Here is a 26602-nt window from a genome sequence, read left to right on the forward strand (position 1 = left end):
GATCCGGTTGCTCAATCCCGACAGAATCATCCTCTTGACGGCAATCGAGTTCAGAAACACTCCCTCCATGTCGAAAAGTACTCCCACCGTGTACTCTCCGTCCACGGAACCCACGTATTCCTGAACGATGAAACGCCCGACGTTCAAAAGGAGGGACGCACCGAGAAAATTCAGCTCCTTTCTGTCCTGCGCAAGAAAGAGATTGTTGGACCCGCCACCGCCAACCACAGGCTTCAAGACCGCCGGGAAGAAATCCACTTCTTTTAGGTCTTCCAACGAGGAAACCGACCTGCTCCTCGGGACGTTGAACCCATACTTCTCAAGCCATTCGACGGTTCTGAACTTGTCCATGCAGATGTCGATCACATTCGCCGGATTAATTGGGAGAAAAACACCCTCCGACTCGAAAAGGTCTCTGTGACGACTGAAGGCCCTCAGTTCCGGCTCGCTTCCGTGGAAAAGCGCACGGACAGAATGACGTTTGCACACCCGAAGGACCGCTTCGATGTATTCCGGCGATGTGGCGGGAGGAAGAATATAGGGGTAGTCCACCTCCGCCAGCCCCTTGCTATAGGGATTCATGTCCCCCCCCACGAGAAGATACGGTGTCTGAGCCATGCGAAGCGCCTTCAGGATCTGCTCTCCGTGTCCCCCGCCTCCGATACCGGTGATCATGACAGGTAGTTTTTCCATGGGTCTTGATCCTCCCTTAGGTTCACAACCTTGCTTTTTATATGCCACTCCTTCGGCAGAGACACGCATGCACGGCTGGGTGCGCATTCCCGTACCGCCGGAGAACTTCTTCCAACTCTCCGACGACCCTGTGCATCACCACTTCACCCAGCTGCGTATCGTACACCGCAAACGAGGGAGAATTCCCCACATCCCTGGGCAAACCGCATGAACCCACATTGACCACCAGGACACCGTTCAGCGCCGTGCAGAACGGACGATGGGTGTGCCCCATAAAAACCGCATCGAACGGCAGCGTCCCCAAAATCTCCTCGACCGCATCAGGATACACGTACCCCCGCAACGGGTCCCACGGAGAACCATGGACAAACAGGAGCCTTCGCGCGTCAAGGGTTGTCGCCCAGAACGGAAGCAACTGCCCGAGCCAGGCCAACCGCGATTCGGGAAGAACCTCCCGTACCTTGTGCAGGCGATAGACGCAATCGTTCGCTGCGGAAAGAGGAAGAAGACCAAGCAGCATCGCCTCGTGATTGCCCATCAGATGGTGTCCCTTCATGGACTCGAGTTCTTCCATACAGGGCAGGGCGTCCGGGAAATAGCCCACGGTATCTCCGAGACAGACAAGGACATCGCAGCCCAAACGTTCTATCTCCCCAAGGCAGGCGCGCAGATAGACCAGATTGCCGTGAACGTCCGAAATAACGGCGATTTTCATGGCATTCCCTTCCTGATCTCGTCAGCCCAATCGCGAATCCCTTCCTCCAGAGAAACCCTAGGTGTCCACCCCAATTCCAGGCGAGCTTTATCGATACAGAAAGGTGCCGTCCATCCCTCCTGTGGATCTGGCTGTCTAGAGGAAAAAACCTTGCTTCCACCGTCGGGCACAAGGCGGACGACAAGTTCTGCAAGGTTCTTCATCGTGATGGGAGCACCTCCTGCCACGTTGAAAATGCCGCCTCGTGTTTCAGGTTCCAGCGAACATAACACTGCCATAGCCACATCTCTCACGTGAGTGAAATCCTGTTGTCGCCCCCCCGAGCCATGATAGAGCAGGCTCCGTCCTTCCATGGCATTCTCTATGAACATCTTAAGAACAGTGCGATTTTTTTGTCTTGAGCCATAGGGAGCACAAATGCGAAAGACAAACGCATTTTCCAAAAAATTTCGGAGACATTCTCGTTCCATAGTAATTTTTTCTTTCTGATAGGCACCGCGAGCTTCGACAAAGAATGATTCGTCTACTTTCTCTGCGTAAGGAACTCTATAGACGCTGGAACTCGAACAATATATAAATTTTCTTGTTCCAGCGCGAAGAGACGTCATAACTAGGTCTATGTTCTTATTACGAGCACTTGCCTTCTCCGCTTCTTCCCCCTGAAAAACAGAAGGAATCACAGCAGCGCAATGAACAATTCCGTACAGAGGAAGCAGTTTTTCCAATTTCTCACGTGCCCCCTCTTCTTCGAGGTCAAGGTAGCATCTGGTCCAAGGAAAGGTTTCATGAACACCGGAAGGACTCCTGTACAGGGCAAGGACATCGTAACCTGCGTCGAAAAGCAATCGACAGGTTTCCCCTCCGATAAGCCCGCCCGCTCCCGTGACGAGAACGCGACGTTTCTTTCGATCTCGAGATTGTGTCATCGATATTGTCGCAGCCATTCTTCCAGATTCAAAAGAGACCAGATGAAAAGGCGACGGTTTTGACGCCCTTCGAGATGTTCGGAGATCAGGGAGTCCACTCCGGAAACATCAAAAATCGAATACAGCCTCGCCCTGTCACGCTCGAGAGTCCTGCGCACGTACTCAATGCTCTCCCCCTTGAACCATGACGCATCCGGAGCGGAAAAACCCTGTTTCTGTGCGGAGGTGATCTCGTCCGGGATGTACCGTTTCATGACTTTCCGCAACAGGTTTTTCCCGTCGTTCGTCTTCTGGAAGTAAAGCGTCGACTTGTTCACCGGCTCGTTCTCATTGATGCGGAGGACGTTTTCGAGATTCGAGATCTTCATCCGAACCGGCAGTTTCATGGCAAAGTCCACCAAATCGTTGTCGAGGAACGGAACCCGGGTTTCCAGGCTATGGGCACTGGAAAGCTTATCCTCTACGACCAGCAGGCCATGGAGAAAGGTTTTTGCCTCGAAATACAGGGAATGATTGATATACTCCTCCGGCGAACAGGGGGCTTGATTCCGGTCCGCGAAAACGTTCTTGAAAATATCCCGGGTCCAGACGTGTTTCACCTCGTTCCAGACGGGCTTGAAAAGCTCCCGCAGGACCGTATTGGGAACGAGACGCTGCCAGTATTGGTAGTAACGGTCGATGTAGTCGTCAAAATCGGCACAAACCGCCGCCCGGTAATACCGCCAGGGATATCCTCCGAACAGTTCATCCCCGCCTCCGCCGGAAATGACCACTTTCACGAACTTGGAAGCGAGCTGCGCGGCATAATAGTTCGGATAGCTCTGTCCCACGCGCGGCTCTTCGAGATGCCACGCCAATCTAGGCATGACCCGCTCCATGTCCCCCGCTTTGAGAACCATCTCGTAGTGCTCCGTCTTGAACAGATAGGACATGTATTCGGCCTTTTCCCGCTCGTCGAATCCGAGCTCGAGGCCGGAAGCGGAATGGAGATCGAAACCGCACGTGAAGGTCTTCATGTAGGGAAGTTCCGTGGCCGCCACGGCGGTGATGGAGCCCGAATCCATGCCACCGCTCAGATAGGCTCCCACATCCACATCGCTCACGAGCTGACGCTTCACAGCCTGACGGAACAGGCGATCCAGTTCTTCCGCGTACTCTTCCTCCGAACAGACATTCTCGGGCTCACGAAAATCAAAATCCCAATAACGATGCACCTGCAGAGTTGTTTCCCGGGTGCCGAGAGAAAGCCTTGCCCAGCATCCCGCGGGAAAAATCCTGATTCCCTTGAGAAGCGTCTTGTCCGTGAAGATGTTCTGAAATGTAAAATATTCCAGAAGTGCTTCCAGATCCAGATCACGCCGCACATCGGGATGGGCGAGGATCGCCTTCTGTTCCGAGGCGAAGAGAAACTTCGGGCCGAGAAACGTGTAATAGAGCGGTTTGATGCCGTAACGATCCCTGGCCAGGAACAATTCCTGCCTCGTCCGGTCCCAGATCGCAAAGGCGAACATGCCGTTGAACCGCTCCACGCACGCGTTCCCCCACTCCATATAGGCGTGGAGAACGACCTCCGTATCCGTGCGGGAACGAAAGGCGTGACCTTTTTCCTCCAGATCCTTTCGGAGTTCACGGAAATTGTAGACCTCTCCGTTGAAGGTGATGACGAACTGTCCGCAATCCGATGTCATGGGCTGGTGTCCCAGGGGAGAAAGATCGATAATGGCAAGTCGGCGATGACCCAGCCCTAGAAAACTGTCGATGTAGAACCCCTCGCCGTCGGGGCCCCGATGAGCCATCGCGTCGGCCATTTTCCGGAGCGTCACCGGCGAGACGGGCCTTCCGTTCACGTTGAAGACGCCGGAGATACCGCACATCAGCGCTGCCCTCCCTCCCGTATGGCATCGATGACGTAGGCGAATTCCTCGTCCGTCATTCCGAAATAGAGAGGAAACGCCACGCTGAGGCGATCCGCCGCGTAGGACATGAGGTAGTCTTCGTCGGAAAGGCCATAGGTGTCTCTATAATATCCAAGGGTGTGCACCGCATGGGTTCCCTGGCGCGTGGAAACCCCCCGCTCCTCCAGAAACGACATGAAGGCGTTTCTTTTCTCGTGGAGACTGTCTATGCGATCCCGGGTGAGACGCGAAAGATCTTCCGGGGAGGCGAAAAGGCACACGTAGGATTGGTACCCCGACACATGCTTTTCAGGAACGAGAGGTGGCGTGAGCCAGGTGAACTCACGCAACGCCTCGTCATACCGCGCCGCCACGGCCCGGCGTCCTTCGAGAAGCATCTCCGCCTTCTTCATCTGAGAAACGCCCAAGGCACCCTGAAAATCGGTCATACGGAAGTTATAGCCCACCACGTTGAACTCGGGAAGGAAAAAGCTCCCCTTCTGGCCGTGCCGCTCCCGGTCCGATCTGGACGCGCCGTGATCCCGCAGGGAAGAGACGCTTCGCACCACGTCGGCGTCGTCGGTGATGACCATGCCGCCCTCTCCAGTGGTGATGGCCTTGCGCGGGTGGAAGGAAAAGCACCCCGCATGCCCGAAGGTGCCGGAGTGTCTTCCGTCGAGGAATCCACCAAAGCTGCATGCGCAATCTTCGATCATCTTAATTTCGTAGTGGTCGGCAAGCTCACGGATTTTTACGAGGTCGGCACAGAGACCGAACTGGTTGACGGGCATCACCGCTTTTACGGTCCTTACTTTGTCGTCGGAGAGAATGCGTTCGAGTTCGTTTACATCCATGCAGAATGTCCGCAGATCGACATCGCAGAAGACGGGCTTCGCTCCCACCGCTTCCACGGCGTTCGCCGTCGCCACATAGGTGAAAGATGGCACCACCACGGTGTCGCCCTTTCCGATGCCGAGGGCAAGAAGAGAAAGATGCAGTGCCGTGGTGCAGTTCGACGTGGCTACCGCATGAGACGCTCCCGCATAGGCGGCGAAACGCTCCTGAAACTCCGCAACATACGGCCCCTGAACGATCCATCCGGTATCGAGAGGCTTTACGATGCTCTCTCTCTCCTCCGCGTCGAAATAGGGTTTCGTGATGGGTATTTTCATCGTCGTCCTCACGGTCAGGCCTTCTTTCGTCGCTGTTCGACAAGCTCCTTGTGAGCGCTGCGCCACTCGATCAGTCTGCGCAAGCCATCCTCGAGTTCCACGGTATAGGTGAATCCCAGATCTTCCGTCGCAAGGCGCGGATCACCGATCCGATTGGTGACGAAGGTTTTACCGGCGGGCTCGTACTGGATCTGCTGGTCCGATCCGGTAACCTTGAGAATCATCTTCGTGAGATCGAGGATGGATGTCTGGACACCGGAACCGACGTTGTAGGTCCTGTCGGGGGCCGGGGACTTCCTGGCGCAGATGTTCGCCCGGGCGACGTCGCTGACGTAGATGAAGTCGTAGGCCTGCGAGCCGTCGCCGTAGACCTGAGGCGGAAGTCCCTGATCAAGACGGTCGAGCATCTTCATGATAACGGCGATGTAGGTTCCTTTGTAATCCTGACGGGCTCCGTAGACATTCATGTACCGAAGCCCGGTGTAATCGAGACCGTAACGGTTGTAATAGGCGCGGCACATGTGTTCGCAGGCGATCTTGGTGGCCCCGTAGAAGGTCTTGTTGTTGTAGGGGTGATCTTCGGTCATGGGAAGTTCGACGGCATCGCCGTAGACGGAGGCCGAGGAAGAGTAGATGAGTTTTTTAACCTTGTGACGGACACAGGCCTCAAGAACATTGAACGTCCCTTCAATGTTGACGTGGAAGGCGCTTCGCGGATAGTCGTAACAGTGAAGCAGCCAGAGAGCGGCGAGATGAAAAACGTAATCCTTGCCCTTGACCGCCTCATCGAGAATGTCCGTCTGAAGGATATCTCCCCCCAGCTCAAAGACCTTGACACGCGGATCCCGGAGGGACTGTGCAATGTTGTCCTGCGTCCCCCGGCTGAAATTGTCGTAGATCGCAATCTCCGCCACGTCTTCCTTCAGGAGTTCGTCCACCACATGGGAACCGATGAAGCCAGCACCGCCGATGACAAGGATTTTTGCACCACTGATATCCTGTTTGTTCTGCATACTATACGGACCTCCCACTCGTTCATAGGTTTCGGGCACTCGGACAGAATCCACAAAAGAACTTCATGCTCCAGGAACACGTATCTCCAATGAACACATGCGCTCCAATTCTTTTCCTATCGTCTCGCGCGCATCCATCGGCATGGCGAAAAGCCGCCACGCAAGCTCACGGACATTACCCGAAAGTTTTCTCCGCAAAGCGGCATCGTCGTACAATAATTCCACTCGCTTTGCCAGACCTTCATAATCACCACCCTCGGCAAGGAGGATGTCCTCGCCATCGGTGAACACCCCGGGAACCCAGTCTATCCCGTACGCGACAAGGGGCATCGCACACAGCGCAGCCTCCCTCAAGGAAGTTCCTGTCAGAGGAGAAACAAAAACATCCGCAGCGGCGTATTCCTCCACCAGCGATTCGTTGGAAACCGCTCCGGCAAATTCGACGCAATGTTGCACGCCAAGAGACAGGGCCAACGTTTCCAGTTCTTCTCGACAAGGACCATCCCCGACGATTCGCAAACGATAAGAGATAAACCCCATCGAGCCCTCGACCAGACACTTGAGCATCCGCACCAAATGATCCACAAGCTTTTCTTTTCGTAATCCTCCGACATAGAGTATTCTGAACGTTCCCGCAGGGCTACCGTCATCGTCCTTTCGGGAAAGATTCCATGCTTTCGCCAGAAAACCCATTGATGGCAATGTTTCCGGAAGAACCGGAAATATCCTGAGCTTCTCTCGCGACGCAGAATACGAAGTAAGCCAGTCCACATAAGCGCCCGCTGTTCTTATCGTTGCGACTCCGGAAGAGGCAAAAAAACTCGTCCGGACAAGGATTCGCTCCACACACCGCGGAAGTCCGATGAGGGTTGCACCTCCATTCCTGAACAACTCGTGGGGCATGCAGACCGGCATCAGGACGAAGCGGCGTTTTTTGAGAAGTCGCAGCAGGAGAAATGACCACCAGGAAAAAAGAAGATCCGCCGACAGAAACGTCGAGAGGTTCAGAAACGACGCAACGCGTAAAAGCCTGATCGGTGCAAGAAGCATGTTCAAAAACTTCGGCCCACCGCTTCCAAAGGCAATAAGCGTGGTGTTGCCTCGAGTGATTGCCCTGGTGCGTGAACTGTAAAGATAGCAGACATACACCCTGTCGAAGAGAGCTTCGTAATGCCGAACATACCAGATGTTTCCCTTGGCGAGCATTTCCTCGAGGTCAATGAGGGAAAAAAGGCACAAAGCACTGGAATTTTCCGATTGCACTGCCCTTTTGATCTCGCTCATCAGCTCGGCTCCTTCTCCCAAAGGGTGTAATGCCCACATTCGAAGACGGGCTGTCCAATTTGTTCGGTGAGGTGAAGGATCAATTCCGGAACATATCGTTTGTCGACAACCAGATAGCGGACCTGAAACCTTCGGAAGACTTCCTCCAGGGAAATCCGCAGGACGGGAAACACCGGTTCAAGGATGGAAAATCCGAACGAATGCCCACCCCACATAATGGGTTTTCTCGAAAAATAGGCCGCCGCATCGCAGATATGCAGCGGAATACACCATACAGGACCATCCGGCTTTGCCCGCAACACATCGAACATCGCACTCAGATCCTGCGTGAAACTGTTCTGTCCGGCTCTGGCCTTCTGTCGCAACCGTCGCAAAACCCAGAGAAAGCCCATGCCGTTACAGAGCACTGAACCCACGCTCCAGATTGAAAAACCAGGGGCGACAAGCATTCCCGCGAGCAGCGCAGTCGGCACCGCCGCATTGAACTGATAGAGGATGCCCGCACCAAGACATTTGAGTTGGGGAACGAACGTCGTCAGGAGAGCAAAACTTTCGACAGCGAAAAACCACGCCCAGAATGCGGAACGGCTCTCCGGAAATACATCCCCTCGAACTATAGCCAAGGCGGCGAAAAGACAAAGCGATGCGGGAAGCATCCCCGCCAGGAGCTTAAGGTGATGCAGCACACCGCGAACTCCCTCCCTGTGAAGACGGTTGTCCCGGTACTCGGTCGGCCGCAGGTGTGCGTACAAAGGCGAGTCGTAATACTGGTGCGCGTTGAGCCAACGCCAGTTCCTGTTCCAGAAGGTAACGATGTCCCAATGGGCCAAGAGTACCTTCCAATAAAAACCTCCACTGAGGAGAAACGCCATGGCCAAACCTGCGAGAAAGACTAAGGAAGCCGTCTTCCATCCAATGAGAGGCGAGAGGAACAACAGAGAGAACAGGGTCAATTGCAGCGTCATCTTGTGCAGCAACGCAATGAGTCCGAGAAGCAATCCCGCTGCGAAAACCACGACCGGAAGAGGTAGATTTCGCTGAAGCAGAAGCAGCATGAGTGCCGTGTAAAAAAGGTTTCCGAGCGTTCTCGGATTGAGCTGCACATTGTAGTCCTCGAGAACCGGGGAAAGCGCGTAGACGAGCGCCGTCACCGAAGCGGCGACCATTCCGAAGACGAAATGCACATAGCCCGCAATCAGGACTCCCGTCAAGGCATCAAGGGCGGGAGCGACAAGCCAGCCTGCCCGTTCCTCCACTTTCTCCGGCAATTTTCCCACAAGCCAGGGAAAGAGCGGAGGATACCACTGTTCCTGGTGTTCGAGCAGATAATAGGGAAGAGTAACGGGGATACACCCCGTTCTGCGGTATTCCTCCAGGTACAGTTTCCAATACCAGTTGTCGATACCGTAGGCACGTGACCAAACGAAGGGGATCAGCCGCGCACCGAGGACGACGCCGAAATACGCCGCCAGGGCAACCACATTTTCGAGGATGCTCATGAACGCCACCGCACCCTGGGCACTCCGAATCCCGAACAGAGATCACACAGGAAAGGCCTTCGCCCCTGGCGGATATTCCTCCGGAGGGAACGCATCCTCGGTGAATTCCAGATTTCGCTCACAGACTGACGAAACACATTACCCAGCACGTGTTTGCCTCTCGGGTCGCGGCAACAGGGAACGACATCGCCGTTCACCTGAATCGTCAGGGAAAAGTAGATCCAGGAACAGCCGTACCAGGGAAGTGTCCAGCGGGGGCGGAGGACATGTTCCTCTTCAAATCGTTTTCGGTCGTAGAGCCAGAAGGCATCGTCGTCGGGAATCATTTCCACTCCCTGCGCATAGGTCCGGACGCAGGGTGAAACGATGTCCACATCATCGACGCCCCATTCTTCCAAGGCCTTTTTCCGAAACGCCTCGATCTCGTGCACATTGTGCCGCATGACAATGAGCCCTGCGGTGATTCTTGGGATCCTCCGCCCCTGCTTGTCGCGCAGCGCCACAGTGCGCCGCAGGTTCGCAACGACACGCTCGAAATCAGACCCGACTCTGTATGTTCCGTGGGTCGCCGCACTGGCACCGTCCATCTGAAAACTCACCATGTCGATTCCGGAGTCCACGAGGCACTGCGGATCCACAAAATCCCCGTTGGTGCAGGTTTCGACGAAAATGCCCCGTTCCCGGGCAAGGCGGATCATGTCGTAGGCATGGGGATTCAGGAATGTTTCTCCCATGAAATAGAGCATCATCGCCCCCACGGAATCAGGAAGCCTGCCGAGAATGGCCTTGTACTCGTCAAGAGACATGAGCTGTCCGGGCCTTTCAAGGCAACCTGCTCCCGTTTCGCAAACCGGACACGTGAGATTGCACACGGTCGCCGGCTCGATGGTGACATGCACCGGCCGCCCCAGGCTTCGCCCGCTCCCGGCAAGACAGGACAGGCCGTTCAACACATAGTCCTTCCATCCCCTGGGACGATGGGCGAGAAGTTTACCCGTCAGAGAAAGTCCTTTCCACAGTTTACCCGCCGCATCCATTGATCATTCCCCCAGCCATTGATGCAACTGTACCAAACCCCAGCGCAGTTCCGGAGAAAGCGACTCGTTCGTTTTTTCCCCTCCGAAAACGCCTTCTCCATCGTTTCTTCCGAACAACGAAACGACTCCGTCGCGACGGAGCCTGGAGAGAGAGCACTTCTCAAGCGGTGCGAGATCCGCGTCGAGCCATCGGCGTACAGGAACGGCGAAGCCCTTCTTCGGACGCTCCACCAGCTCTTTCGGCACATAGCGATGGAGAAGTTCCCGAAGCAGGTGTTTCCCCTTTCCGTCGCGCACCTTGAACGACAGCGGCAGGCTCCAGGCGAACTCGACGATGCGGTGATCCAGCAGAGGAACCCGCGTCTCAAGGCTCACTCCCATGGCGGCTCTGTCCACCTTCACGAGGATATCGTCGGGAAGATACATGCCGAAATCGAGAAACATGAGACGCTCCATAAGAGATCCCTTTCGGGGCCCACAGGACGGCGACGTGAGGAACGACGCGCCCTCGGAGCAGCCGCACAGGCGCCCCGGGCCCTGCGTGTGGGACACCAGGCTCCGGAAGGCGTCTTCCGGCGTCTTTGCGGCGGTGAGTGCCGCCAGTTTTTCGAGCCTCGGAGCATCGAGGCACCCTGCGAGATCTTTCGGCACGAGGTTTCTCAGGCCGGACCGGGCCACGCCGCGCAGGAGAAAACCGGCGGCTTCGCGCAGGGCAAGAGGAATCCGGGAAAGAGTTCCCCAGAGTCGACGCATGTGCGCGTAGTTCGTGTATCCGCAGAACAATTCGTCCCCGGCATCGCCGGAGAGGGCGACGGTGACGTGCGAACGGGCCAGCCTGGCCACCAGGTAGGTGGGAATCTGGGAGGAATCCGCGAAGGGCTCGGCGTAGATCTCCGGAATTCGGGGAATAACCTCCATCGCCTCCCGGGGGGTGACGTAGAGTTCCGTGTGCTCCGTGCCGAGATGCCGCGCCACGGCCTTGGCAAAATGGGCCTCATTGTACCCCTCTTCTTTGAACCCGATGGTGAAGGTCCGGACGGGCTTGCTCGACTGGGCCTGCATGAGGGCCACCACGAGGGATGAATCGATGCCCCCCGAGAGAAAGGCGCCTACGGGGACATCCGCGAGCATCTGTCCCCGGATGGATCGCCGGAGCAGAAAATCGAGCTGCTCCACCGCCTCTTCCTCCGTGCCGCGGAAGGGGTTGTCCAGAGCGTGCTCGAACCGTTCCCGGGGAGACCAATAGTATCGAGGACGGAAAGGAGCGTCGATTTTTTCGGGGTCGATGCGGAGGACTGTTCCGGGCAAGAGCTTGAAGATGCCGCGGTAGACGCTGTGCGGCGCGGGAATATAATTGTGACGAAAATAAAGGGCCAGAGCAGCTCCGTCGAGGTCGGCGCGGAAAGCCGAATGTGCCCGCAGCGCGGCGAGATCCGATCCGAACAGAAACCACGAACCGGCCCGTCCGTAGTAGAGCGGTTTTTCCCCGGCCCGATCGCGGGCGAGGACGAGGGTCCGCTCCTGTCTGTCCCAGAGGGCGAAGGCGAACATACCCACCGCACGCCGGAGGGATTCCTCCACGCCCCAGGCCTCGAAGGCGGCGAGAAGCACTTCCGTGTCGGAATGTCCCCGCCAGGGGCGCACGCCCCCCGCCCTTTCCAGTTCCTCCCGGATGTCCAGATAGTTGTAGATCTCTCCGTTGAAGGCGATGACATAACGCCCTCCAGGAGAAGGCATCGGCTGGTTTCCCTCCGGCGAAAGATCGAGGATGGCGAGACGGCGGTGTCCGAAGGCAACCCCGCACTGTTCGTCCGCCCAGACACCGCTCGAATCGGGACCACGATGCCGCATGCGATCCGCCATGGAAGCGGCGAACTGCTTCAGACGCTCTTCTCCCGTGGAACGAGACAGGTCGAGACATCCCGCAAAACCGCACACGGCGTCAGGATCCTTTCTGCCCCTCGGCGGTCCAGACCACCAGGGCCTTGTCGAGGCGAAGCGCATCTTTCATGTGCTCCACTTCATCCGTCCGGAGGACGAGGACGCGGATCTTCCGCTTGAGGATCTCCTCGGCGGTGCTCACGAGACGCTGCAGGTAGTTCCAGTCGATATCCCCCACAAGCACGAGGTCGAGAATGCCCGAGTCCACGCCCCTGGCGTAGTCGCCGGTGATGAAGGCCATGTGCAGATTGCCGATGCGTGAGAGGACGCGTTCCACAAGCTGGTCGATGCCGAGGGTCTTGCGGACGAGATTGTGGATTTCGGGGAAGAGGGTGTGCTGCGTGTTGGCGGAAAAGACCTTTGTCCGACCCTCCGTCTCGGAGGCGAGGAGTCCCGCCTTTTCGAGACGGTTGAGCTCCACCCGCACGGCATTGGTGGACTCGCCGAACTCGTCGGCAAGCTCCCGGAGGTAGCTGCGGGCCTCTGGGTTCAGGAAGAACTTGCACAGAAGCTTGATACGGGTTTTTGAGGTGATGAGGGAATCGAGCACGAGAACAACTCCCTTACCAAGAAAACGCACCCAAAGGATTGCGCCGTTGCGAGTAAGAATATGACTCAAAACGAAGCATGTCAAGGGGACGCTCTGTGGAATCTTTCTTTTCTGGAGGGAAGGCGCTGTTCCATTGCCCTCGCTATCGGGACCTCTGAAGAAGGCTGCGCCGACCCCGCAGGGCACCTCGCAGAGCCTGATGCAACCCGAGTCAAGGAAAAGCGAAAGACCTTTATTCAGAGCTTCCTACCCTTTTCCTTTCTTCGAAGTGCCGCCAAGGAGGATCTCTTCGTAGAGATCCTCATAGCTCGCGACGACGGCACGAAGATCGAAGAGTGCCCGTATCCGCTCTCGTGCGGCTTCGCCGCGACGCTTCCGCGCCTCTTCGCTTTCCGCAAGGAGAGAACGCCATGCCGTTGCCAGGGCGTGAGGGTCACCCGCAGGAACGACGAGCCCCGTGTCTCCCACAATGAAACGCACGTCTCCCACATCCGTGGCCGCCACGGGAACTCCACAGGCCATGGCCTCGCCCACCGCATTGGGAAAGGATTCCCCTCGGGAGGAAAGCGTCGCCAAGTTAAACGCTGCGGAGAGCCGGGGCACGTCGTCTCTTCGCCCGAGGAAACGCAGGTCGCCCCGCTCCGCTTCGGACAACGACGACTCCACACAGGCTCGGAAAGCGGGGTTCTCCAACGTGACGCCGTCACCGCAGAGAAGAAAGGTCGCTCTTCCGCCCATGCCGCGAAAGAGGGACACGGCGCGGAAAAACGTGCCATGGTCCTTCTGGGGGTCGAAACGGGCGACAAGGCCCACAAGAGGCGTTTCGGAAGGGATGGAGAATTCCGCCCGAACCCTTGCTGCGGCACTGTCGTCGGGGGCGAAGCGTTCCAGATCGAACCCGTTGGGAACGACGGTGAACTTTCCCGCTGCATATCCTCTTGAGATGTGCAGCGTCCGGGACATTTCGGAATTGCACAGAATACGCGCAGGAATGCGTCCCGAAAGGCGGGCGCAGAGGGAGACCACGGCGAGCGTACCCGCCTTGTTCGCCGACTCGTCCAGATTGGCGTGGCGGATGTTCCAGATCACGGGGAGTCCAAGCATTTTCCCCACCACGCCGCCCAGTAGGTCCGCGTGGTACATCCATGTCTGGAGAAGGTCCGGGGGGTCGTTCCGGAGATAGCGGACCAAACGTGCCATCGCCCGGGGATCGGGGATGCCTCTCGGCATGCCGAGACTCGTCACGGCAATTCCGGAACGGCGGATCTTTTCGGCCGTCGGCCCCTCAGGCAACATCGAGACGACGGAAGAGGCGAAGCGGTTTCGATCCATGCGCTCCACGAGCCTGGCGAGCATGCTTTCGGCCCCGCCCGTTCCCGTTCCGGTGATGAGGTGAACCACTTTCCAGGGCATCGTTCGCTCGTTTTTCTCCATTCTAGCCGCCGGCGACGTTCCTCTGCCGGAGATACCACGCGGCGCAGGTACGCAACCCCTCCCGAACGGTCAGAACAGGAGTGTATCCCAAAAGGGTTTTGGCCTTCGTTACATCCGCGAGAGAATGGCGCACATCCCCGGGGCGGAAGGGCTCGTAGAGGGGGCGGAGAAGCGCCGCACCGGGACGGACAGGCTCAACCAGGTCCCGGACGATTTCGTAGAGTTCGTTGAGGGTGATGCGCTCTCCCACGGCAACGTTGAAAACTCCCTGAACACTGCTTGTCCCGGCGAGAAGATTCACCTGCACCACGTTGTCCACGTAGCAGAAGTCGCGGCTGGTCTCGCCGTCGCCGTAGATGGAGACGGGTTTTCCCTCGGCGAGGGCCGCGAACCATCGGGGGATGACCGCCGCGTAGGGCCCCTCGGGATCCTGACGCGGTCCGAAGACGTTGAAATAACGGAATCCCAGGCAGGAAAGGCCGAAGACGGAGGAAAACACCGCCGCATAGTCCTCGTTGATGCGCTTGGTGAGTGCGTAGGGCGAGAGAGGTTTGCCGATGGCCTCTTCCACCTTGGGCAGAGTGGGGTGGTCTCCGTAGACCGAGCTCGACGAGGCGTAGACGAAGCGGGAAACCTTCGCGTCCCGGGCGGCGAGGAGCATGTGCACGAAGCCGTCCACGTTCACCTCGTGACTGGTCAGGGGATCCTCTAAGGAGCGGGGGACACTTCCGAGGGCGGCGTGATGGAGCACCACATCCACTCCATCGCAGGCCTCGCGACAGGCAGCGGCGTTGCGGATATCTCCCTCGACGAAACGGAAACGCTTCGCCGCCTCATCGCCGCAGGAGGCCAAAACATCCTCCAGGTTTCTGCGGTGCCCCGTGGCGAAGTTGTCGAGCCCCACCACGCGCTGGGAAAGGCGCAGCAGAGCCTCCACGAGGTTGGAGCCGATGAACCCGGCGGCGCCGGTGACAAGCCAACACCGCGGCGAGGCGAACAGATCGTCCAGAACGGGCCGGGGAAGGCCGTAGGAAAAGGTGCTTCCGCAGGCGCTTCCGTGAAATTTTTCTTCGGTCATCAAAATCGCTCCTCTCAGGGAGGCGTCTCGAAAGATTTCGGCGCCTCGCCTCCTCCACCGTACGGACGCCCCGCAAACACAAAAAGCACACAGGATCTTACGGCATCACGCTTACGGCACGGAAAGCGCCGCTACGCCCCTCGGGGGCACCGCTCTTCAAGGCGCCGCCGCGACACCGACGCCCATCGATGCGCGCACGCCGCTTCAGTATGGAGAACGCCCCACCACGCACCATGTTGTGTTGCAGCAACACGCGCGTACCGACCGACGGCGTGCTCTCCACCCTACAAGCTACAAGCTGCAAGCTGCAAGCTACAAGCTCCAGTAGAGCACGTCCTCGCCGAAATCCGCCGGCTCGAAGAGGGACTTCACGTCCACGAAAATCCCCTTGCGCTTCCGCAGGGTCTCCTCGAAGAAGGCGCTTCCCCGCTCCCGGTAGTCGTCGTGCGCCACGGCGAGGATCACCGCGTCCAGCTCGCGCATCTCTTCAAGAGGCGTGAGGGGCAAACCGTACTCCCGTTCCGCCTCGGCGCTGGTGACGAGAGGATCCGTCACGAGCGGCGCGATGCCGAAGGAACGGAGTTCCTCCACGATGTCCGGCACGCGGCTGTTGCGCAGGTCCGGCACGTTCTCCTTGAAGGTGAGGCCGAAGATGCCCACCCGCACCGTGCAGGGGGAGTACCTCGCCCGGGAGAAGAGTTTCACCGTCTTTCGCGCCACGAAGCGCCCCATGTCATCGTTGATGCGCCGCCCTGCGAGGATGACCTGGGGAATGTAGCCCACTTCCTCCGCCTTGAAGGTGAGATAGTAGGGATCCACGCCGATGCAGTGTCCTCCCACGAGGCCCGGCCGGAAGGGAAGGAAGTTCCACTTCGTTCCCGCGGCGCGGAGCACGTCCTCGGTGCGGATGCCCATCCGGTCGAAGAGAAGGGCCAGTTCGTTCATGAGGGCGATGTTCAGATCCCGCTGGGTGTTCTCGATCACCTTGGCCGCTTCGGCGACGCGGATGCTCGGACATTTGTGCACTCCCGCCTCGACGACGGCCCCGTACACCTCAGCGACAGCCTCAAGGGTCTTTGGGTCCTCGCCGCTGACGACCTTTACGATGGTATGCACCCGGTGGTTTCTGTCCCCGGGATTGATGCGCTCCGGTGAATAACCCACCGAGAAATCCTCGCCCGGCGTAAGTCCCGACACGCGGGCGAGGAGGGGGCGGCAGATCTCCTCCGTGACCCCGGGATAGACCGTGGATTCGTAGACCACGATGCTTCCGGAAGAAAGCACGGACCCCACCGTCTCGGTGGCCCGGATCACGGGGCCGAGGTCGGGGCGGTTCCACCGGTCCACGGGGGTGGGGACGGTGACGACCAGAACGTTGCACTCCCGAAGCTCCTCCGGGCGGGAGGTGACCCGGAGCGACGACGTCCGAAGCTCCTCCGGCGCAACTTCTCCGGTGCGGTCGAACCCGTTCCGGAGCCCTTTGACGCGTTCCTCGTCGATGTCGTAGCCCACGACAGGAAACTTTCTCGCGAAGACCACGGCAAGAGGAATGCCCACATATCCCAATCCGACGACACCGATGCGATAGTTCATGGACGAACACGACTCCTTTTTTCCGCACATAATCCTTATCCTCATCCTCCCGGAAGGGACAAGGCGAGATCCGACGAGCGATCCGACTTGGAAAAGCACTGCCGGAAGCACCTTTTCGGGTTTTTTCGCTCTTTTTGGTCTGTTCAGGCGCGCCTTGCCCCCTCCCCAGGGGAGCCTCCGGTTTCCAAAAGCTCCCGGTAGAGCTCCTCCGAGAGGGCGAGGAGGCGCGAAATGTCCATTTCGCGAGCCCGGCGGCGCCCCCGCTCCGCCCGGGCTCGCGCCTCTTCCGGGCGAGCGAGGACCTGGCAGAGGGCGTCGCACAACGCCCGCACATCTCCCACGGGAACGAGGAGGCCGCAACCGTCCCGCAGGAGATCGCGAATGCCCCGGGCATCCGCCCCGATCACGGGGGTCTCCATGGCGAGCGCTTCGAGGACGCTCACCGGAAGTCCCTCCCGCTCGGAGGGGAGCACGAGGGCGGCGGCGCCCTTGAGCAGCACCTTCACATCCCGGCGGTAGCCGGGAAAGCGCACCCGCTCCGCCACGCCGAACTCCGCCGCCAGCCGCTTCGTCTCCTCCAAAAGCGCCCCCTCGCCGGCGCAGACCAGATGCGGCGCCGGCGCACGAGGCGGTAGTCCTGCGAAGGCCCGCAGCAGATCGCGATGGCGCTTGCCCGGGTTGAACTCCGCCACCATCAGAAAGAAGGGCGCCTCTTCGGGAAGGCGCATTTCTTTCCGCACCGCGGCGACGCACTCCGGAGAGACGCTCTCTCTGGCGAAGGCAGCGGTGTCCACACCCACTCCGGGAAAGAGACGGAGCCGCTCCGGCGGCACGAGCCGGTGACGCCGCGCCGCCGTCTCGTCCTCGCCGTTGATCACCACGAGCCGGTCCGTCCAGCTCCCGGCGAGTTTCTCCAGCGCCAGAAAAAGCGCGTTCCGCAGGGGTGGACCTCCCTCGAAAAAGTGGAATCCGTGGGCCGTGTAAACCACGCGAAGCCCCCGGGACCGCAGCCGCCGCAGGGCCAGGCGGGTGACGAAGGCCGCCACGGGGGTGTGGACGTGCACAAGATCGTATCTTTCCGTCTCCGCGAGAAGGCGAAGGCGCTTCGCAGCCGTCGCGAGGGATGTCACGGCCAGGGGATTTCGGGAGAAGGGTACATCGTGCACCGCGTCGAAAGCAGCGGCGCAGGAAGGACATCCGGAGACGCCGTCGGCGGCGCCGTCCACCCGCCAGCCCAGAGAGCGAAAATACCGAGCGTAGGGCAGGAGAAAGCTCCGAAGAGTCACCGCGACGGTGGCGACGAAGAGAAGCCTCGGCGCAGCGCCAGCGCTCACGGAAGAGCGCTCTCCTCCGCGGAAGGCTTCCACCGGCGCCGTCCCGTCAGAGAACACGCCGCCCGCCTCCGTTTTCCAGCCGGCGTGTCCGGATTCGGACCCGCCGGGGCGCCAAGAAGAGAAAGCCCTTCCGGAAGAACATGCCCCTCACGCTTTCGCCTTGAGGCAGCGCCGCACGCAGCGGATCACCCGCTGCTGCTCCTCCTCGGAAAGCCCCGATCCGGAGGGAAGGCAGAGCCCCGTGGCGAAGAGACGGTCCGACACGCTGCTTCCCCGGGGATCCGGTTCACTCCGGGAGGCGGCTTCGGGCGCGACACCGCCATGCGGATAGAAAAGAGTCCCGGAGAAGACGGGCTGCAGATGCATGGGTTTCCAGACGGGACGGGCCTCGATGTTCTCCGCCTCCAGGGCGGCGAGGAGTTCCGCGGGGGTGTGCTTCGTGGCGCCCGGGTCGAGGGTGAGCACGGAAAGCCACCGGTTGGAACGGCTCCAGGCCGGTTCGGGCATGAAGATCACTCCGGGAAGGTCGCCCAACGCCGCGGCGTACCGCTCGAAGATGGCCCGTCGAGCCCGGATGCGGTCATCCAGCACGGTGAGCTGCCCCCGCCCCACTGCGGCGAGGAGATTGCTCATGCGGTAGTTGTAGCCGATCTCCGAGTGCTGGTAGTGCGGCGCCGGATCGCGGGCCTGGGTCGCCCAGAAGCGGGCCTTCCGGATCGCCTCGGGATCGTGTGCCACGAGCATGCCGCCACCGCCGGTAGTGATGACCTTGTTCCCGTTGAAGGAATAGATTCCGTAGACGCCGAACGTGCCGCTCGCCTTGCCCTTGTAGGTGGCGCCCAGGGATTCCGCCGCATCCTCCAAGAGCGGAACGCCGTACCTGCCGCAGAGTTCCCGCAGAGGATCCATGTCCGCGCTCTGTCCGTAGAGATGCACCACGATCACCGCCTTGGGAAGGGCTCCTTCCCGGTCGGCGTCGGCGAGCGCCCGCTCGAGCGCAGACGGGGACATGTTCCACGACTCCGGCTCCGCGTCGAGGAAGACCGGAACGCCTCCCTCGTAGAGCACGGGGTTCACGCTGGCGGAAAAAGTGAGGGAGGAGCAGAAGACCCGGTCGCCCCGCCGAATTCCGAGCAGCTTGACGGCCAAGTGGAGCGCCGCCGTTCCCGAACTGAGGGCAAGCGCCCCCGGAACGCCCACCCGAGAGGCGAGCTCCCTCTCGAAGGCGTCCACGTGGGGCCCCAGCGGCGCGATCCAATTGGTGTCGAAGGCCTCCTTGACGTAGTCCATCTCGCACCCGCTCATGTGCGGCGGTGAGAGATAAATTCGAGGAAATGCTTTCTGCGTTGCGACACAATCGTTCATGATCCCCTCCCGGCTTCTTCGGCGCATCGCGACAGGCCGTTTCCGCGTCCTGCCGCACTATGTACGACACGGAACCGGCACAGTTTCTCCCTCTGGGCGCACTCTCGCCGCACAGAAAGTCCTTTTTTCCTCAAACGCCCCGCCCTCTGATGCCTTTCGTCTTCCGCCCTTTGGAGAGGCTCTCATACGACACGCCACAGGCTCGCAAAACGTGATACGCTCGGGCACAAGAGAGGAGGGCATCATAGAGCTTCTTAATAGAGACGCTCTGATCAAGGAGGATCCGCCCTCTCTATCTCCGTTCGCATCGCATGCTCCCGAGTGCGTTGCAACATTTTAAACCGCGGTGCCCGCATTCCTCTTCACCGTTTTCTCGCTCCTCTTTCTCCGGCACTTTTTTACTCCGGCGCTTCGTCCGCTCGAAGAGGGCGCAAGGGCCTTGCGGGCACACCCACGGCGACGACGCGCTCCGGAAGATCCCGCACCACCACGCCCCCGGCCCCCACGACCGTCCAGTCCCCGACGGAGACGCCGGGAATCGCCGCGCTCCGCACGCCGAAAAAGACGCCCTTTCCCAAAGTCACGCCTCCGGCGAGGCACGTCCCCGGCGCAAGGTGCACACCCTCCCCGATACGGCAGTCATGGTCCACAAGAGCTCCCGTGTTGACGATGCAGTGCGCTCCGATCTCCGTTCCCGGCTGAAGGATCGCTCCGGCGAAAACCACCGTGCCGGGAGCGATCCGGACCGATTCGTGCACCCAGGCTCGGGGGTGGATCGCCGTCTCCCAGTACACCCGGGAAAAGCGGCGCGCCAGGGAAAGACGGCAGGCATTGCCCCCTACCGCGAGAATCGCCCTTGGTTCGTCGAACCCGAGGAGCAGCTCCGTCGGCCCCGTCACGGGAACGCCCAAAAGCGTCTCACCCCAGCGGGCGGGCGTATCGTCCAAAACGGCATCCACCGCCACGCCGCACGCCTGGAGGAGGCTCAGCACCACCTTGCCGTGTCCTCCGGCACCGACCACGAAGCGTCCCATCCGCTCACCTCCGTTCCTCGCCGTTCCCTCGGAATTCCTCCACCGTGCTCTGCCCCGGCGCGGCGATCCCCTCCCGGCGGAGCACGGCGACGACGGTCTTCGCCAGAATCCGCAGGTCAAGGGCGAAGGTCCAGGTGTCCACGTAAACCACGTCGAGGCGAAACTTCTCCTCCCAGGTGAGGGCGTTGCGGCCGTTCACCTGGGCGAGACCGGTGATGCCCGGGCGCACCTCGTGCCGGCGGGCCTGCTCCGGAGAATAGCGCTCCAGATAGGCCGTAAGAAGAGGGCGCGGCCCCACAAGGCTCATATCCCCCCGGAGGACGTTCCACAGTTCGGGAAGCTCGTCCAGGCTCGTGCTCCGTAGAAAACGCCCGAAGGGAGTCAGGCGCTCGCCATCGGGAAGAAGCCGCCCCTCCGCGTCTCTGGCGTCGGTCATGGTACGGAATTTCACCATCGAAAAGGGTTTCCCTAACAGCCCAGGGCGCATCTGCCGAAAGAAGACCGGCGAGCCGAGACGAAGACGGATCAGCAGCGCCAGCAACGCGAAGAGCGGCGAAAACAGGATCAGCGCCACCCCGGAGACGGCCACATCGAAAGAGCGTTTTGTCCTCGACTCCGCCGCCGGAGCCCGTCTCACGCCGGGCACTCCTCCGCAGGTGTTCCGCCTCCGGGAACATAGGTGGGCACCCACGCCCGGAGCAGCGCCCTCGCCGCCTCGTCACCTCCGGCGAGGGCGCCGGCGAGCGCCTCGGCCAGGCGTTCGCCGGATCTCGCTTCGAGGCGGGTGGCAAAGATTTTTTCGTGCGTGGTCCGCAGAACATGATCGGGATCGTAGAAGAGTTCCTCGAAAAGTTTTTCCCCGGGACGGAGCCCGGTGTAGACAATGGGGATATCCCCGTCGGGCCTGTAGCCGTGAAGGCGGATGAGCATCTCCGCCAGAGCGGCGATGCGCACGGGTTCACCCATGTCGAGCACGAAGAGCTCGCCCCCCTCGCCGATGGCCGCAGCCTGGAGCACCAAGCTCACCGCCTCGGGAATGAGCATGAAGTAGCGCCGCATCTCCGGGTGGGTCACCGTCAGGGGACCGCCCTCCCTGATCTGTTTCTCGAACTTGGGAACCACGCTCCCCCGGCTGCCGAGGACGTTCCCGAAGCGCACCGCCAGATAGGCCGTTCCGGGATAGGCCCCCTGGGCCTCCTGGAGCAGCATCTCCGCCAGTCGCTTGGCAGCCCCCATGACGCTCGTGGGGTTCACCGCCTTGTCCGTGGAGATGAGCACCAGGCGCTCCGCGCCATATTCCCCGGCGAGGCGCGCCACAGTCCATGTACCGAGGGCGTTCACCCGAAGCGCCTCCCGGGAATTGAACTCCATGAGAGGAACGTGCTTGTGCGCGGCGGCATGAAACACCACCCCCGGACGGGTCTCTCGGAAAAGGCCTTCCATGGTTCGGGCATCCGCCACGTCACCGATGACCGCCCGCAACGGAGGAACCGGTCTGAGGTTTCCCAGCTCCTCCAGAAGCGTGTAGATGGAATGCTCCCCATGCCCGAGAAGCACCAGCTCCCGTGGACCGTGAGCCAGCACCTGTCGGCAGATCTCGCTGCCGATGGACCCTCCCGCTCCGGTGACGAGCACGGTCCGCCCCCGGAGAATGCCGTCGATGCCCTCCAGGTCGAGCCGGATCGCCTCCCGGCAGAGAAGGTCTTCCAGACGGACGGTGCGCAGGCGGCTCACACTCACCGCTCCTCCCGCCAGCTCGCGAAGGCTGGGGAGAACGCGCACCTGCACGCCCGTCTCCGCCACGTCGTCGAGAATGTTCCGCACCACATGTCCCGCCACGGTGGGAAGGGCGATGAGAAGCACCTCCACCCGCAACGTCTCCACCAGTTCCCGAAGCGCGGCAGTGCTCCCCAGAACCCGCACTCCGGCGATCTCCATGTTGGTCTTTGCCGGATCGTCGTCCACGAACCCGAGGGGGAGCACATCGCCGCCGCCCCGGAGCAGATCACGCACGAGAAGCGTTCCCGCCTCTCCGGCCCCCACGATGAGCCCTCGGGCCCGGCTCTTCACCGCGTCACCGCCGCCGCTCCGACAGAGACGCCAGGAAAGGCGCACCGCCCCCAGAAAGAGAATCCCCGCCCCCGCCATGATGGCCAGGGTCGTCCGTGGGATGAGCAGTCGCGTGAAAAGTTTGTCCACAAGGACGAAAAGGAGTACTCCGAGGACATACCAGCGGGCGAGACGCAGGAATTCCTCCACGCTGGCCTGGGGCCAGAGCACGCGGTAGAGCCCCGCCGCGGCGAACACGACGGTGACGCATCCCGGAAAGAGCAGGGAGGCGAGGATGAAATCGCCGAGATAGAAGCGGGGAAGAAACAGCGTAAGACGCAGGGCGTATCCCAGATAGACCGCCAGGACGAGGACGGCGACGTCACAGAGCAACACGTACCGTCCCCGCCGGGCCATTCCGAGCCACGCTTTGCGGATTCCGGAGCGAAGGTGCGAGAAAACGGTTCTGTCCTGCGACACGGGCAAAACGCCCCCCTTGCAGATCGAAGATGTCCGGATCGCTCCGCGAGGGAGCACACCTCCGGAGATGCCCCGTCAGGAAGGCGATCCTGGCGAAAACCGGGGGGTCTCCACTAGATGATGAGCTTGCCGCCTCCGGGTTTCTTGCCGCTCAGACGGTCGAGCTGGGAGAGCACGTTCGAGGGAGCCACGTCGATCTTGGGCTTCCGCGCCTCCTGGGCGGCGTACTCCCGCAGTTTCTTCTCGTACTCCTCCATGCCCTTCTTGATGGCCTTCACGTCTCCCTTGATCCACTGGAACATGTTGTCCGCCACGACCTTGAGCATGTCCTCCCCGGGCATTTCGGCGATGAGCCCCAGTTCCTTGAGAACCCGGTGCTCCTCCCGGATGGACTCGAGGATCTCCTCGTCCGTGAGAAGTCCTTTTTTGTAGAGAACCCGGGCGAAGATGTTGAATTTGGTCTTCATGTTCTCTTCCGCGACGGCCAGGGAATCCATGCGGGCCATGAGCATGGAGAGAAGTTCGTCGAGACTGAACTGTACCGGCATCTGCATGATAACGTCCTCCTTGGGGGCTTGCCCCGGAAAAAATGCGGAGTTTATTGTAACACATGTCCGTCCCTCCGTGAGGATTGCGTTGGCAGTATGCTTGCCCTCTTCCCTTTTATGGTATAACTGTACGGCCTCGGTCCCGCCGTCATGCTGCTCCGGAAGGAACACGTCGCGGGACGGGGCTCGCGGAAGAACGGAGCGCGTTTTCCCGACACTTGCGGGGAACGCCTTCGAGTTGCGGCACGAAGAAACGCGGCCAGCGGCCGCGTCGGCTTCATTCACGACGGGGAGGCAGTTTCATGTACGGGAAAACCACTTGCACATCACCAGATCCTTCTTTTCGCAACGAAGGATGGTGCGCACCTGTATGAGCCACCTCTTCGACTGGATCACCCTGCCCCCCTTCCTGTCCATTCTTCTTCTCGGAGGCGCCCTGATGGTCGGAGGAGAAGGCACCTCCGCGAGCATTCCGCTTCCGCTCTGGATCGCTGCGGGAGGCGCGTACATCGTGTCCAGCGCCATCTACGTTCCCCTCGGCAAGTTGAAGGGAACTGGTGCCTCTCTCGGACTTCAGGCGCTCTGTCAGGGACTGGCCCTCGCCCTCACGTCGCTCCACTTCGGCCTTCCTCCCGTCGTGGCATGGGGCGGAACGGCGCTGATCTTCTCCGGAGCGATCATACTCGGGGGCATCGCCGTACCGGAAGCCGAAGCAGCGCGACCCGCACAGCGTCGGAGCGCCCCGTCAAACGAGCCCCCGACAACCGAACTTTCCGGGGCGGACGGGATGGAACAACGGCCGACGTCCTCCCTCGCTTCCTGCCCCTTGCCTTTCGCGGTCATCGGCAGGAACGGCATGTTCCAGGACGCGAGCAAGGGACTTCTCGATCTCGTGGGAACATCCCTCGAAGACCTTCGGGAACAGGAAGGGGAGATGCTCTTTCCCTCCTCGCTCGAGCATATGACCGTCAAGGGAAAACACTACGCCGTTCTCCGAAAGGAACTCGACGGCGAGGCCTGGGTGTTTCTGCTCCCTCAGGATACCTCGGCCCAGAAACAGGACGACGCGACAACGAACCGGACATCCTCCGGCTCTTCCGCGGAGAGCGGCTTTTCCCGGGATCCCGGGACGGGACTCTACGGAGACACCTACTTCTTTCCCCGGGCATCCTACGAGATCGCCCGGGCAAGGCGTTTTCGCCGCTGGCTCTCGGCCCTTCTCGTGGAGCTCGATTTTCTCAAACGGAACGAGGCCGATCCCCAAGCCACGAGCGAGGCGAACAGGCGCGAACTGCTTCTGGCGCTCTGCCGCCGTTTCAACGAGGAAATCCGGGACACGGATCTGGCTTTTCTGCTCCAGGACAATTCGCTCTGTATCCTCCTCCCCGAAACACCGCAGTCGGGGGCGAAAACGGTCATGGGCCGCATGAAGGAAGCGCTGTTCCACATGACGAAGGACAATGACCGGCTGACTTCCCTGGAGCCGCATCTGCGGTTCGGCCTCCATTTTTACAGCGGAAACGAGGACATGAGCCTGCCGGAACTTCTGGACGCCCTGCGCATGTCCAAACAACAGACCTCCGCCGCATGAGACCGAGACACGTTCGTTCCGGGCGGGTCATTCCTCCGTCGAACAGAGCGTTCCGGAGCGCCCTTCGCGGACACGACGACAAAGGACGGGAGCGGTGGCAGTGAAAATCAAGGGAACACCCGAGGAATTCTTTGTCGAGGAAATGATCTCCCTTCCGTTCGAGGAGACAAGGGGATGTGCTCCGTTCCGCGTGTACCGCCTGGAAAAACGGGGGTGGAACACGCTGGATGCCCTGCGGGAAGCGGCCCGAACATCGGGATTGAGCCTTCAGGACATCCGCTACGGCGGCAAAAAGGACCGCCACGCCCACACGATCCAGTATCTCACCGCTCCGGCCCGGGTAGACCTCTCCTTTTCGTCCCCCAACGTCTCCATCTCTCCCGTGGGATACTCCAGCGAGGCCATGTCCCCCCACTTCATCCGGGGAAATCGCTTCACCCTCACGCTCCGTGCCATCGCCCCCGCCGACGAAACGCATTTCCTGGGGCGCCTTCTGGAGATCCGCGATCTCGGGTTCGCCAACTACTTCGACGACCAGCGCTTCGGCAGCGTCGGCAACGATGGGGCTTTCTTCGGGGAACGGGTCGTCAGGGGGCACTACAACGGCGCGCTCAAGCTCTACTTCACCACCATTCACCCCGAGGCACCCAGCGCGGCGAAGGAGCGCAAACGCGCCATGGAAACGCTTTGGGGACAGTGGGATACGCTGCTTCCCCTCTGTGCAACGCCGCTTCACCGAGAGATCATGGAAATCCTCCGCCGACACGGTGGAGACCGGGGGGGGCTTCCCGCGCTCCAGCGCATTCCCCGGGAGGAACTCTCCCTTCATTTCGCGGCCTATCAGAGTTTTCTCTGGAACGAGGTGCTCCGACGTCTCGTTCTTCGCCACGCCCGGGAGACCTTTTCCGTAAAGGGTAAAACGGGGGAGTACGTCCATTTCAGGAATCCGGGCCGTCAGGGAGGCGCACGCCTCGGTGCACTTTCGCTCCCCACGGTGGCGTCACGCATGGAGGCGACGGATCCGGAATGTCTGGAACTCATCGAGGAAGTCCTCGCCGAGCGGAACGTCCGGCGTGCCCAGTTCAATCTCCGGGAAATCCGGCAGTCCTATTTCTCGTCCTTTCTCCGCGCCGCAGTGGTCGTTCCCGGAGAATTCACCTGGTCGCGTCCGGAGGAGGACGAGCGCTATCCCGGCAAGTGCAAGAGCACTCTCTCGTTCCTGCTCCCCCGGGGAAGCTACGCCACCATGCTGGTGAAAAGCCTCGGCCTCTGACACCCCCGCACGCCGCTTCCCGGACGGAAAAAACCTCCGAAAGACACAACAGCACCGTGTGCCTTGCATTTTTCTTCGGCAACGGGTATCTTCGGCCT

General features: G+C 60.4%; 22 protein-coding genes. 2 read left to right on the forward strand and 20 right to left on the reverse strand.

Annotated features, from left to right (window positions below; genetic code table 11):
* The 20 genes from Q1K49_RS05945 to Q1K49_RS06040 all read right to left on the reverse strand — a co-directional run.
* A partial coding sequence (locus Q1K49_RS05945) for an ATP-grasp domain-containing protein (RefSeq protein WP_300523954.1) occupies window positions 1-693 on the reverse strand: 693 nt, incomplete at its 3' end.
* A 37-nt stretch (window positions 694-730) separates the two neighbouring features.
* Complete coding sequence (locus Q1K49_RS05950) at window positions 731-1408, reverse strand: metallophosphoesterase family protein (protein ID WP_300523957.1); 678 nt, start codon at window positions 1406-1408, stop codon at window positions 731-733.
* Complete coding sequence (locus Q1K49_RS05955) at window positions 1405-2352, reverse strand: NAD(P)-dependent oxidoreductase (protein ID WP_366146047.1); 948 nt, start codon at window positions 2350-2352, stop codon at window positions 1405-1407. The genes Q1K49_RS05950 and Q1K49_RS05955 overlap by 4 nt, the downstream gene beginning before the upstream one ends.
* Window positions 2331-4208 carry an asparagine synthase (glutamine-hydrolyzing) gene (gene asnB / locus Q1K49_RS05960; protein WP_300523960.1) on the reverse strand — a complete coding sequence of 626 codons (1878 nt, stop codon included), beginning with the start codon at window positions 4206-4208 and terminating at the stop codon, window positions 2331-2333. Before asnB (Q1K49_RS05960) ends, Q1K49_RS05955 begins: the two co-directional genes overlap by 22 nt.
* Window positions 4208-5413: a DegT/DnrJ/EryC1/StrS family aminotransferase gene (locus Q1K49_RS05965; RefSeq protein WP_300523963.1), complete on the reverse strand. Its 1206-nt coding sequence runs from the start codon at window positions 5411-5413 to the stop codon at window positions 4208-4210. The genes asnB (Q1K49_RS05960) and Q1K49_RS05965 overlap by 1 nt, the downstream gene beginning before the upstream one ends.
* A gap of 2 nt (window positions 5414-5415) precedes the next feature.
* Window positions 5416-6414, reverse strand: coding sequence for an NAD-dependent epimerase/dehydratase family protein (locus Q1K49_RS05970; protein ID WP_300523965.1), 999 nt, complete (start codon window positions 6412-6414; stop codon window positions 5416-5418).
* Window positions 6415-6477: 63 nt separating this feature from the next.
* On the reverse strand, window positions 6478-7698 hold the full coding sequence (locus Q1K49_RS05975) for a glycosyltransferase family 4 protein (protein ID WP_300523969.1): 1221 nt from the start codon (window positions 7696-7698) through the stop codon (window positions 6478-6480).
* Window positions 7698-9197, reverse strand: coding sequence for a hypothetical protein (locus tag Q1K49_RS05980; RefSeq protein ID WP_300523971.1), 1500 nt, complete (start codon window positions 9195-9197; stop codon window positions 7698-7700). Before Q1K49_RS05980 ends, Q1K49_RS05975 begins: the two co-directional genes overlap by 1 nt.
* Window positions 9194-10234, reverse strand: coding sequence for a radical SAM/SPASM domain-containing protein (locus tag Q1K49_RS05985; RefSeq protein WP_300523972.1), 1041 nt, complete (start codon window positions 10232-10234; stop codon window positions 9194-9196). The genes Q1K49_RS05980 and Q1K49_RS05985 overlap by 4 nt, the downstream gene beginning before the upstream one ends.
* Window positions 10235-10237: 3 nt before the next feature.
* Window positions 10238-12172, reverse strand: coding sequence for an asparagine synthase (glutamine-hydrolyzing) (gene asnB, locus Q1K49_RS05990; RefSeq protein ID WP_300523975.1), 1935 nt, complete (start codon window positions 12170-12172; stop codon window positions 10238-10240).
* A gap of 4 nt (window positions 12173-12176) precedes the next feature.
* Window positions 12177-12725 (reverse strand): winged helix-turn-helix domain-containing protein, encoded by a 549-nt coding sequence (locus Q1K49_RS05995; RefSeq protein WP_300523978.1) that lies wholly within the window; start codon window positions 12723-12725, stop codon window positions 12177-12179.
* Window positions 12726-12971: 246 nt separating this feature from the next.
* Window positions 12972-14138, reverse strand: a complete 1167-nt coding sequence (locus Q1K49_RS06000; protein WP_300523980.1) for a glycosyltransferase — start codon at window positions 14136-14138, stop codon at window positions 12972-12974.
* 22 nt (window positions 14139-14160) lie between these two features.
* A complete protein-coding gene (locus Q1K49_RS06005; RefSeq protein WP_300523982.1) occupies window positions 14161-15237 on the reverse strand; it encodes an SDR family oxidoreductase in 1077 nt (358 codons plus the stop codon).
* Window positions 15238-15549: 312 nt separating this feature from the next.
* Entirely contained in the window at window positions 15550-16830 is a 1281-nt protein-coding gene (locus Q1K49_RS06010) for a nucleotide sugar dehydrogenase (RefSeq protein ID WP_300523984.1), read from the reverse strand.
* 143 nt (window positions 16831-16973) lie between these two features.
* Window positions 16974-18164: a glycosyltransferase gene (locus Q1K49_RS06015; protein WP_300523986.1), complete on the reverse strand. Its 1191-nt coding sequence runs from the start codon at window positions 18162-18164 to the stop codon at window positions 16974-16976.
* A 147-nt stretch (window positions 18165-18311) separates the two neighbouring features.
* Window positions 18312-19529, reverse strand: a complete 1218-nt coding sequence (locus tag Q1K49_RS06020; RefSeq protein ID WP_300523987.1) for an aminotransferase class I/II-fold pyridoxal phosphate-dependent enzyme — start codon at window positions 19527-19529, stop codon at window positions 18312-18314.
* A gap of 398 nt (window positions 19530-19927) precedes the next feature.
* Entirely contained in the window at window positions 19928-20563 is a 636-nt protein-coding gene (locus Q1K49_RS06025; RefSeq protein ID WP_300523988.1) for an acetyltransferase, read from the reverse strand.
* Between the two features lie 4 nt (window positions 20564-20567).
* Window positions 20568-21200 carry a sugar transferase gene (locus Q1K49_RS06030; protein WP_213692338.1) on the reverse strand — a complete coding sequence of 211 codons (633 nt, stop codon included), beginning with the start codon at window positions 21198-21200 and terminating at the stop codon, window positions 20568-20570.
* Window positions 21197-23092 (reverse strand): nucleoside-diphosphate sugar epimerase/dehydratase, encoded by a 1896-nt coding sequence (locus Q1K49_RS06035; RefSeq protein ID WP_300523991.1) that lies wholly within the window; start codon window positions 23090-23092, stop codon window positions 21197-21199. Before Q1K49_RS06035 ends, Q1K49_RS06030 begins: the two co-directional genes overlap by 4 nt.
* 113 nt (window positions 23093-23205) lie before the next feature.
* Window positions 23206-23646: a hypothetical protein gene (locus tag Q1K49_RS06040; RefSeq protein ID WP_213692339.1), complete on the reverse strand. Its 441-nt coding sequence runs from the start codon at window positions 23644-23646 to the stop codon at window positions 23206-23208.
* Between the two features lie 364 nt (window positions 23647-24010).
* Between Q1K49_RS06040 and Q1K49_RS06045 the strand changes: the two genes are divergently transcribed.
* Complete coding sequence (locus Q1K49_RS06045) at window positions 24011-25231, forward strand: diguanylate cyclase (protein WP_300523995.1); 1221 nt, start codon at window positions 24011-24013, stop codon at window positions 25229-25231.
* A 94-nt stretch (window positions 25232-25325) separates the two neighbouring features.
* Window positions 25326-26504, forward strand: a complete 1179-nt coding sequence (truD, locus tag Q1K49_RS06050) for a tRNA pseudouridine(13) synthase TruD (protein ID WP_213692341.1) — start codon at window positions 25326-25328, stop codon at window positions 26502-26504.
* Window positions 26505-26602 lie beyond the last annotated feature (98 nt).

This window comes from Aminiphilus sp., from assembly GCF_029975095.1.
In the GTDB taxonomy this organism is placed as follows: domain Bacteria; phylum Synergistota; class Synergistia; order Synergistales; family Aminiphilaceae; genus Aminiphilus.

Excerpts from the sequence above, each read along its gene's own strand:
- Q1K49_RS06045 (WP_300523995.1), top strand. The coding sequence starts at position 24,011 with ATGAGCCACCTCTTCGACTGGATCACCCTGCCCCCCTTCCTGTCCATT.
- Q1K49_RS05950 (WP_300523957.1), bottom strand. The coding sequence starts at position 1,408 with ATGAAAATCGCCGTTATTTCGGACGTTCACGGCAATCTGGTCTATCTG.
- Q1K49_RS05955 (WP_366146047.1), bottom strand. The coding sequence starts at position 2,352 with ATGGCTGCGACAATATCGATGACACAATCTCGAGATCGAAAGAAACGT.
- Q1K49_RS06005 (WP_300523982.1), bottom strand. The coding sequence starts at position 15,237 with ATGACCGAAGAAAAATTTCACGGAAGCGCCTGCGGAAGCACCTTTTCC.
- Q1K49_RS06000 (WP_300523980.1), bottom strand. The coding sequence starts at position 14,138 with ATGCCCTGGAAAGTGGTTCACCTCATCACCGGAACGGGAACGGGCGGG.
- Q1K49_RS06010 (WP_300523984.1), bottom strand. The coding sequence starts at position 16,830 with ATGAACTATCGCATCGGTGTCGTCGGATTGGGATATGTGGGCATTCCT.
- Q1K49_RS05980 (WP_300523971.1), bottom strand. The coding sequence starts at position 9,197 with ATGAGCATCCTCGAAAATGTGGTTGCCCTGGCGGCGTATTTCGGCGTC.
- asnB (WP_300523960.1), bottom strand. The coding sequence starts at position 4,208 with ATGTGCGGTATCTCCGGCGTCTTCAACGTGAACGGAAGGCCCGTCTCG.
- Q1K49_RS06040 (WP_213692339.1), bottom strand. The coding sequence starts at position 23,646 with ATGCAGATGCCGGTACAGTTCAGTCTCGACGAACTTCTCTCCATGCTC.
- Q1K49_RS05975 (WP_300523969.1), bottom strand. The coding sequence starts at position 7,698 with ATGAGCGAGATCAAAAGGGCAGTGCAATCGGAAAATTCCAGTGCTTTG.
- Q1K49_RS05985 (WP_300523972.1), bottom strand. The coding sequence starts at position 10,234 with ATGGATGCGGCGGGTAAACTGTGGAAAGGACTTTCTCTGACGGGTAAA.
- Q1K49_RS05970 (WP_300523965.1), bottom strand. The coding sequence starts at position 6,414 with ATGCAGAACAAACAGGATATCAGTGGTGCAAAAATCCTTGTCATCGGC.
- Q1K49_RS06020 (WP_300523987.1), bottom strand. The coding sequence starts at position 19,529 with ATGAACGATTGTGTCGCAACGCAGAAAGCATTTCCTCGAATTTATCTC.
- Q1K49_RS06025 (WP_300523988.1), bottom strand. The coding sequence starts at position 20,563 with ATGGGACGCTTCGTGGTCGGTGCCGGAGGACACGGCAAGGTGGTGCTG.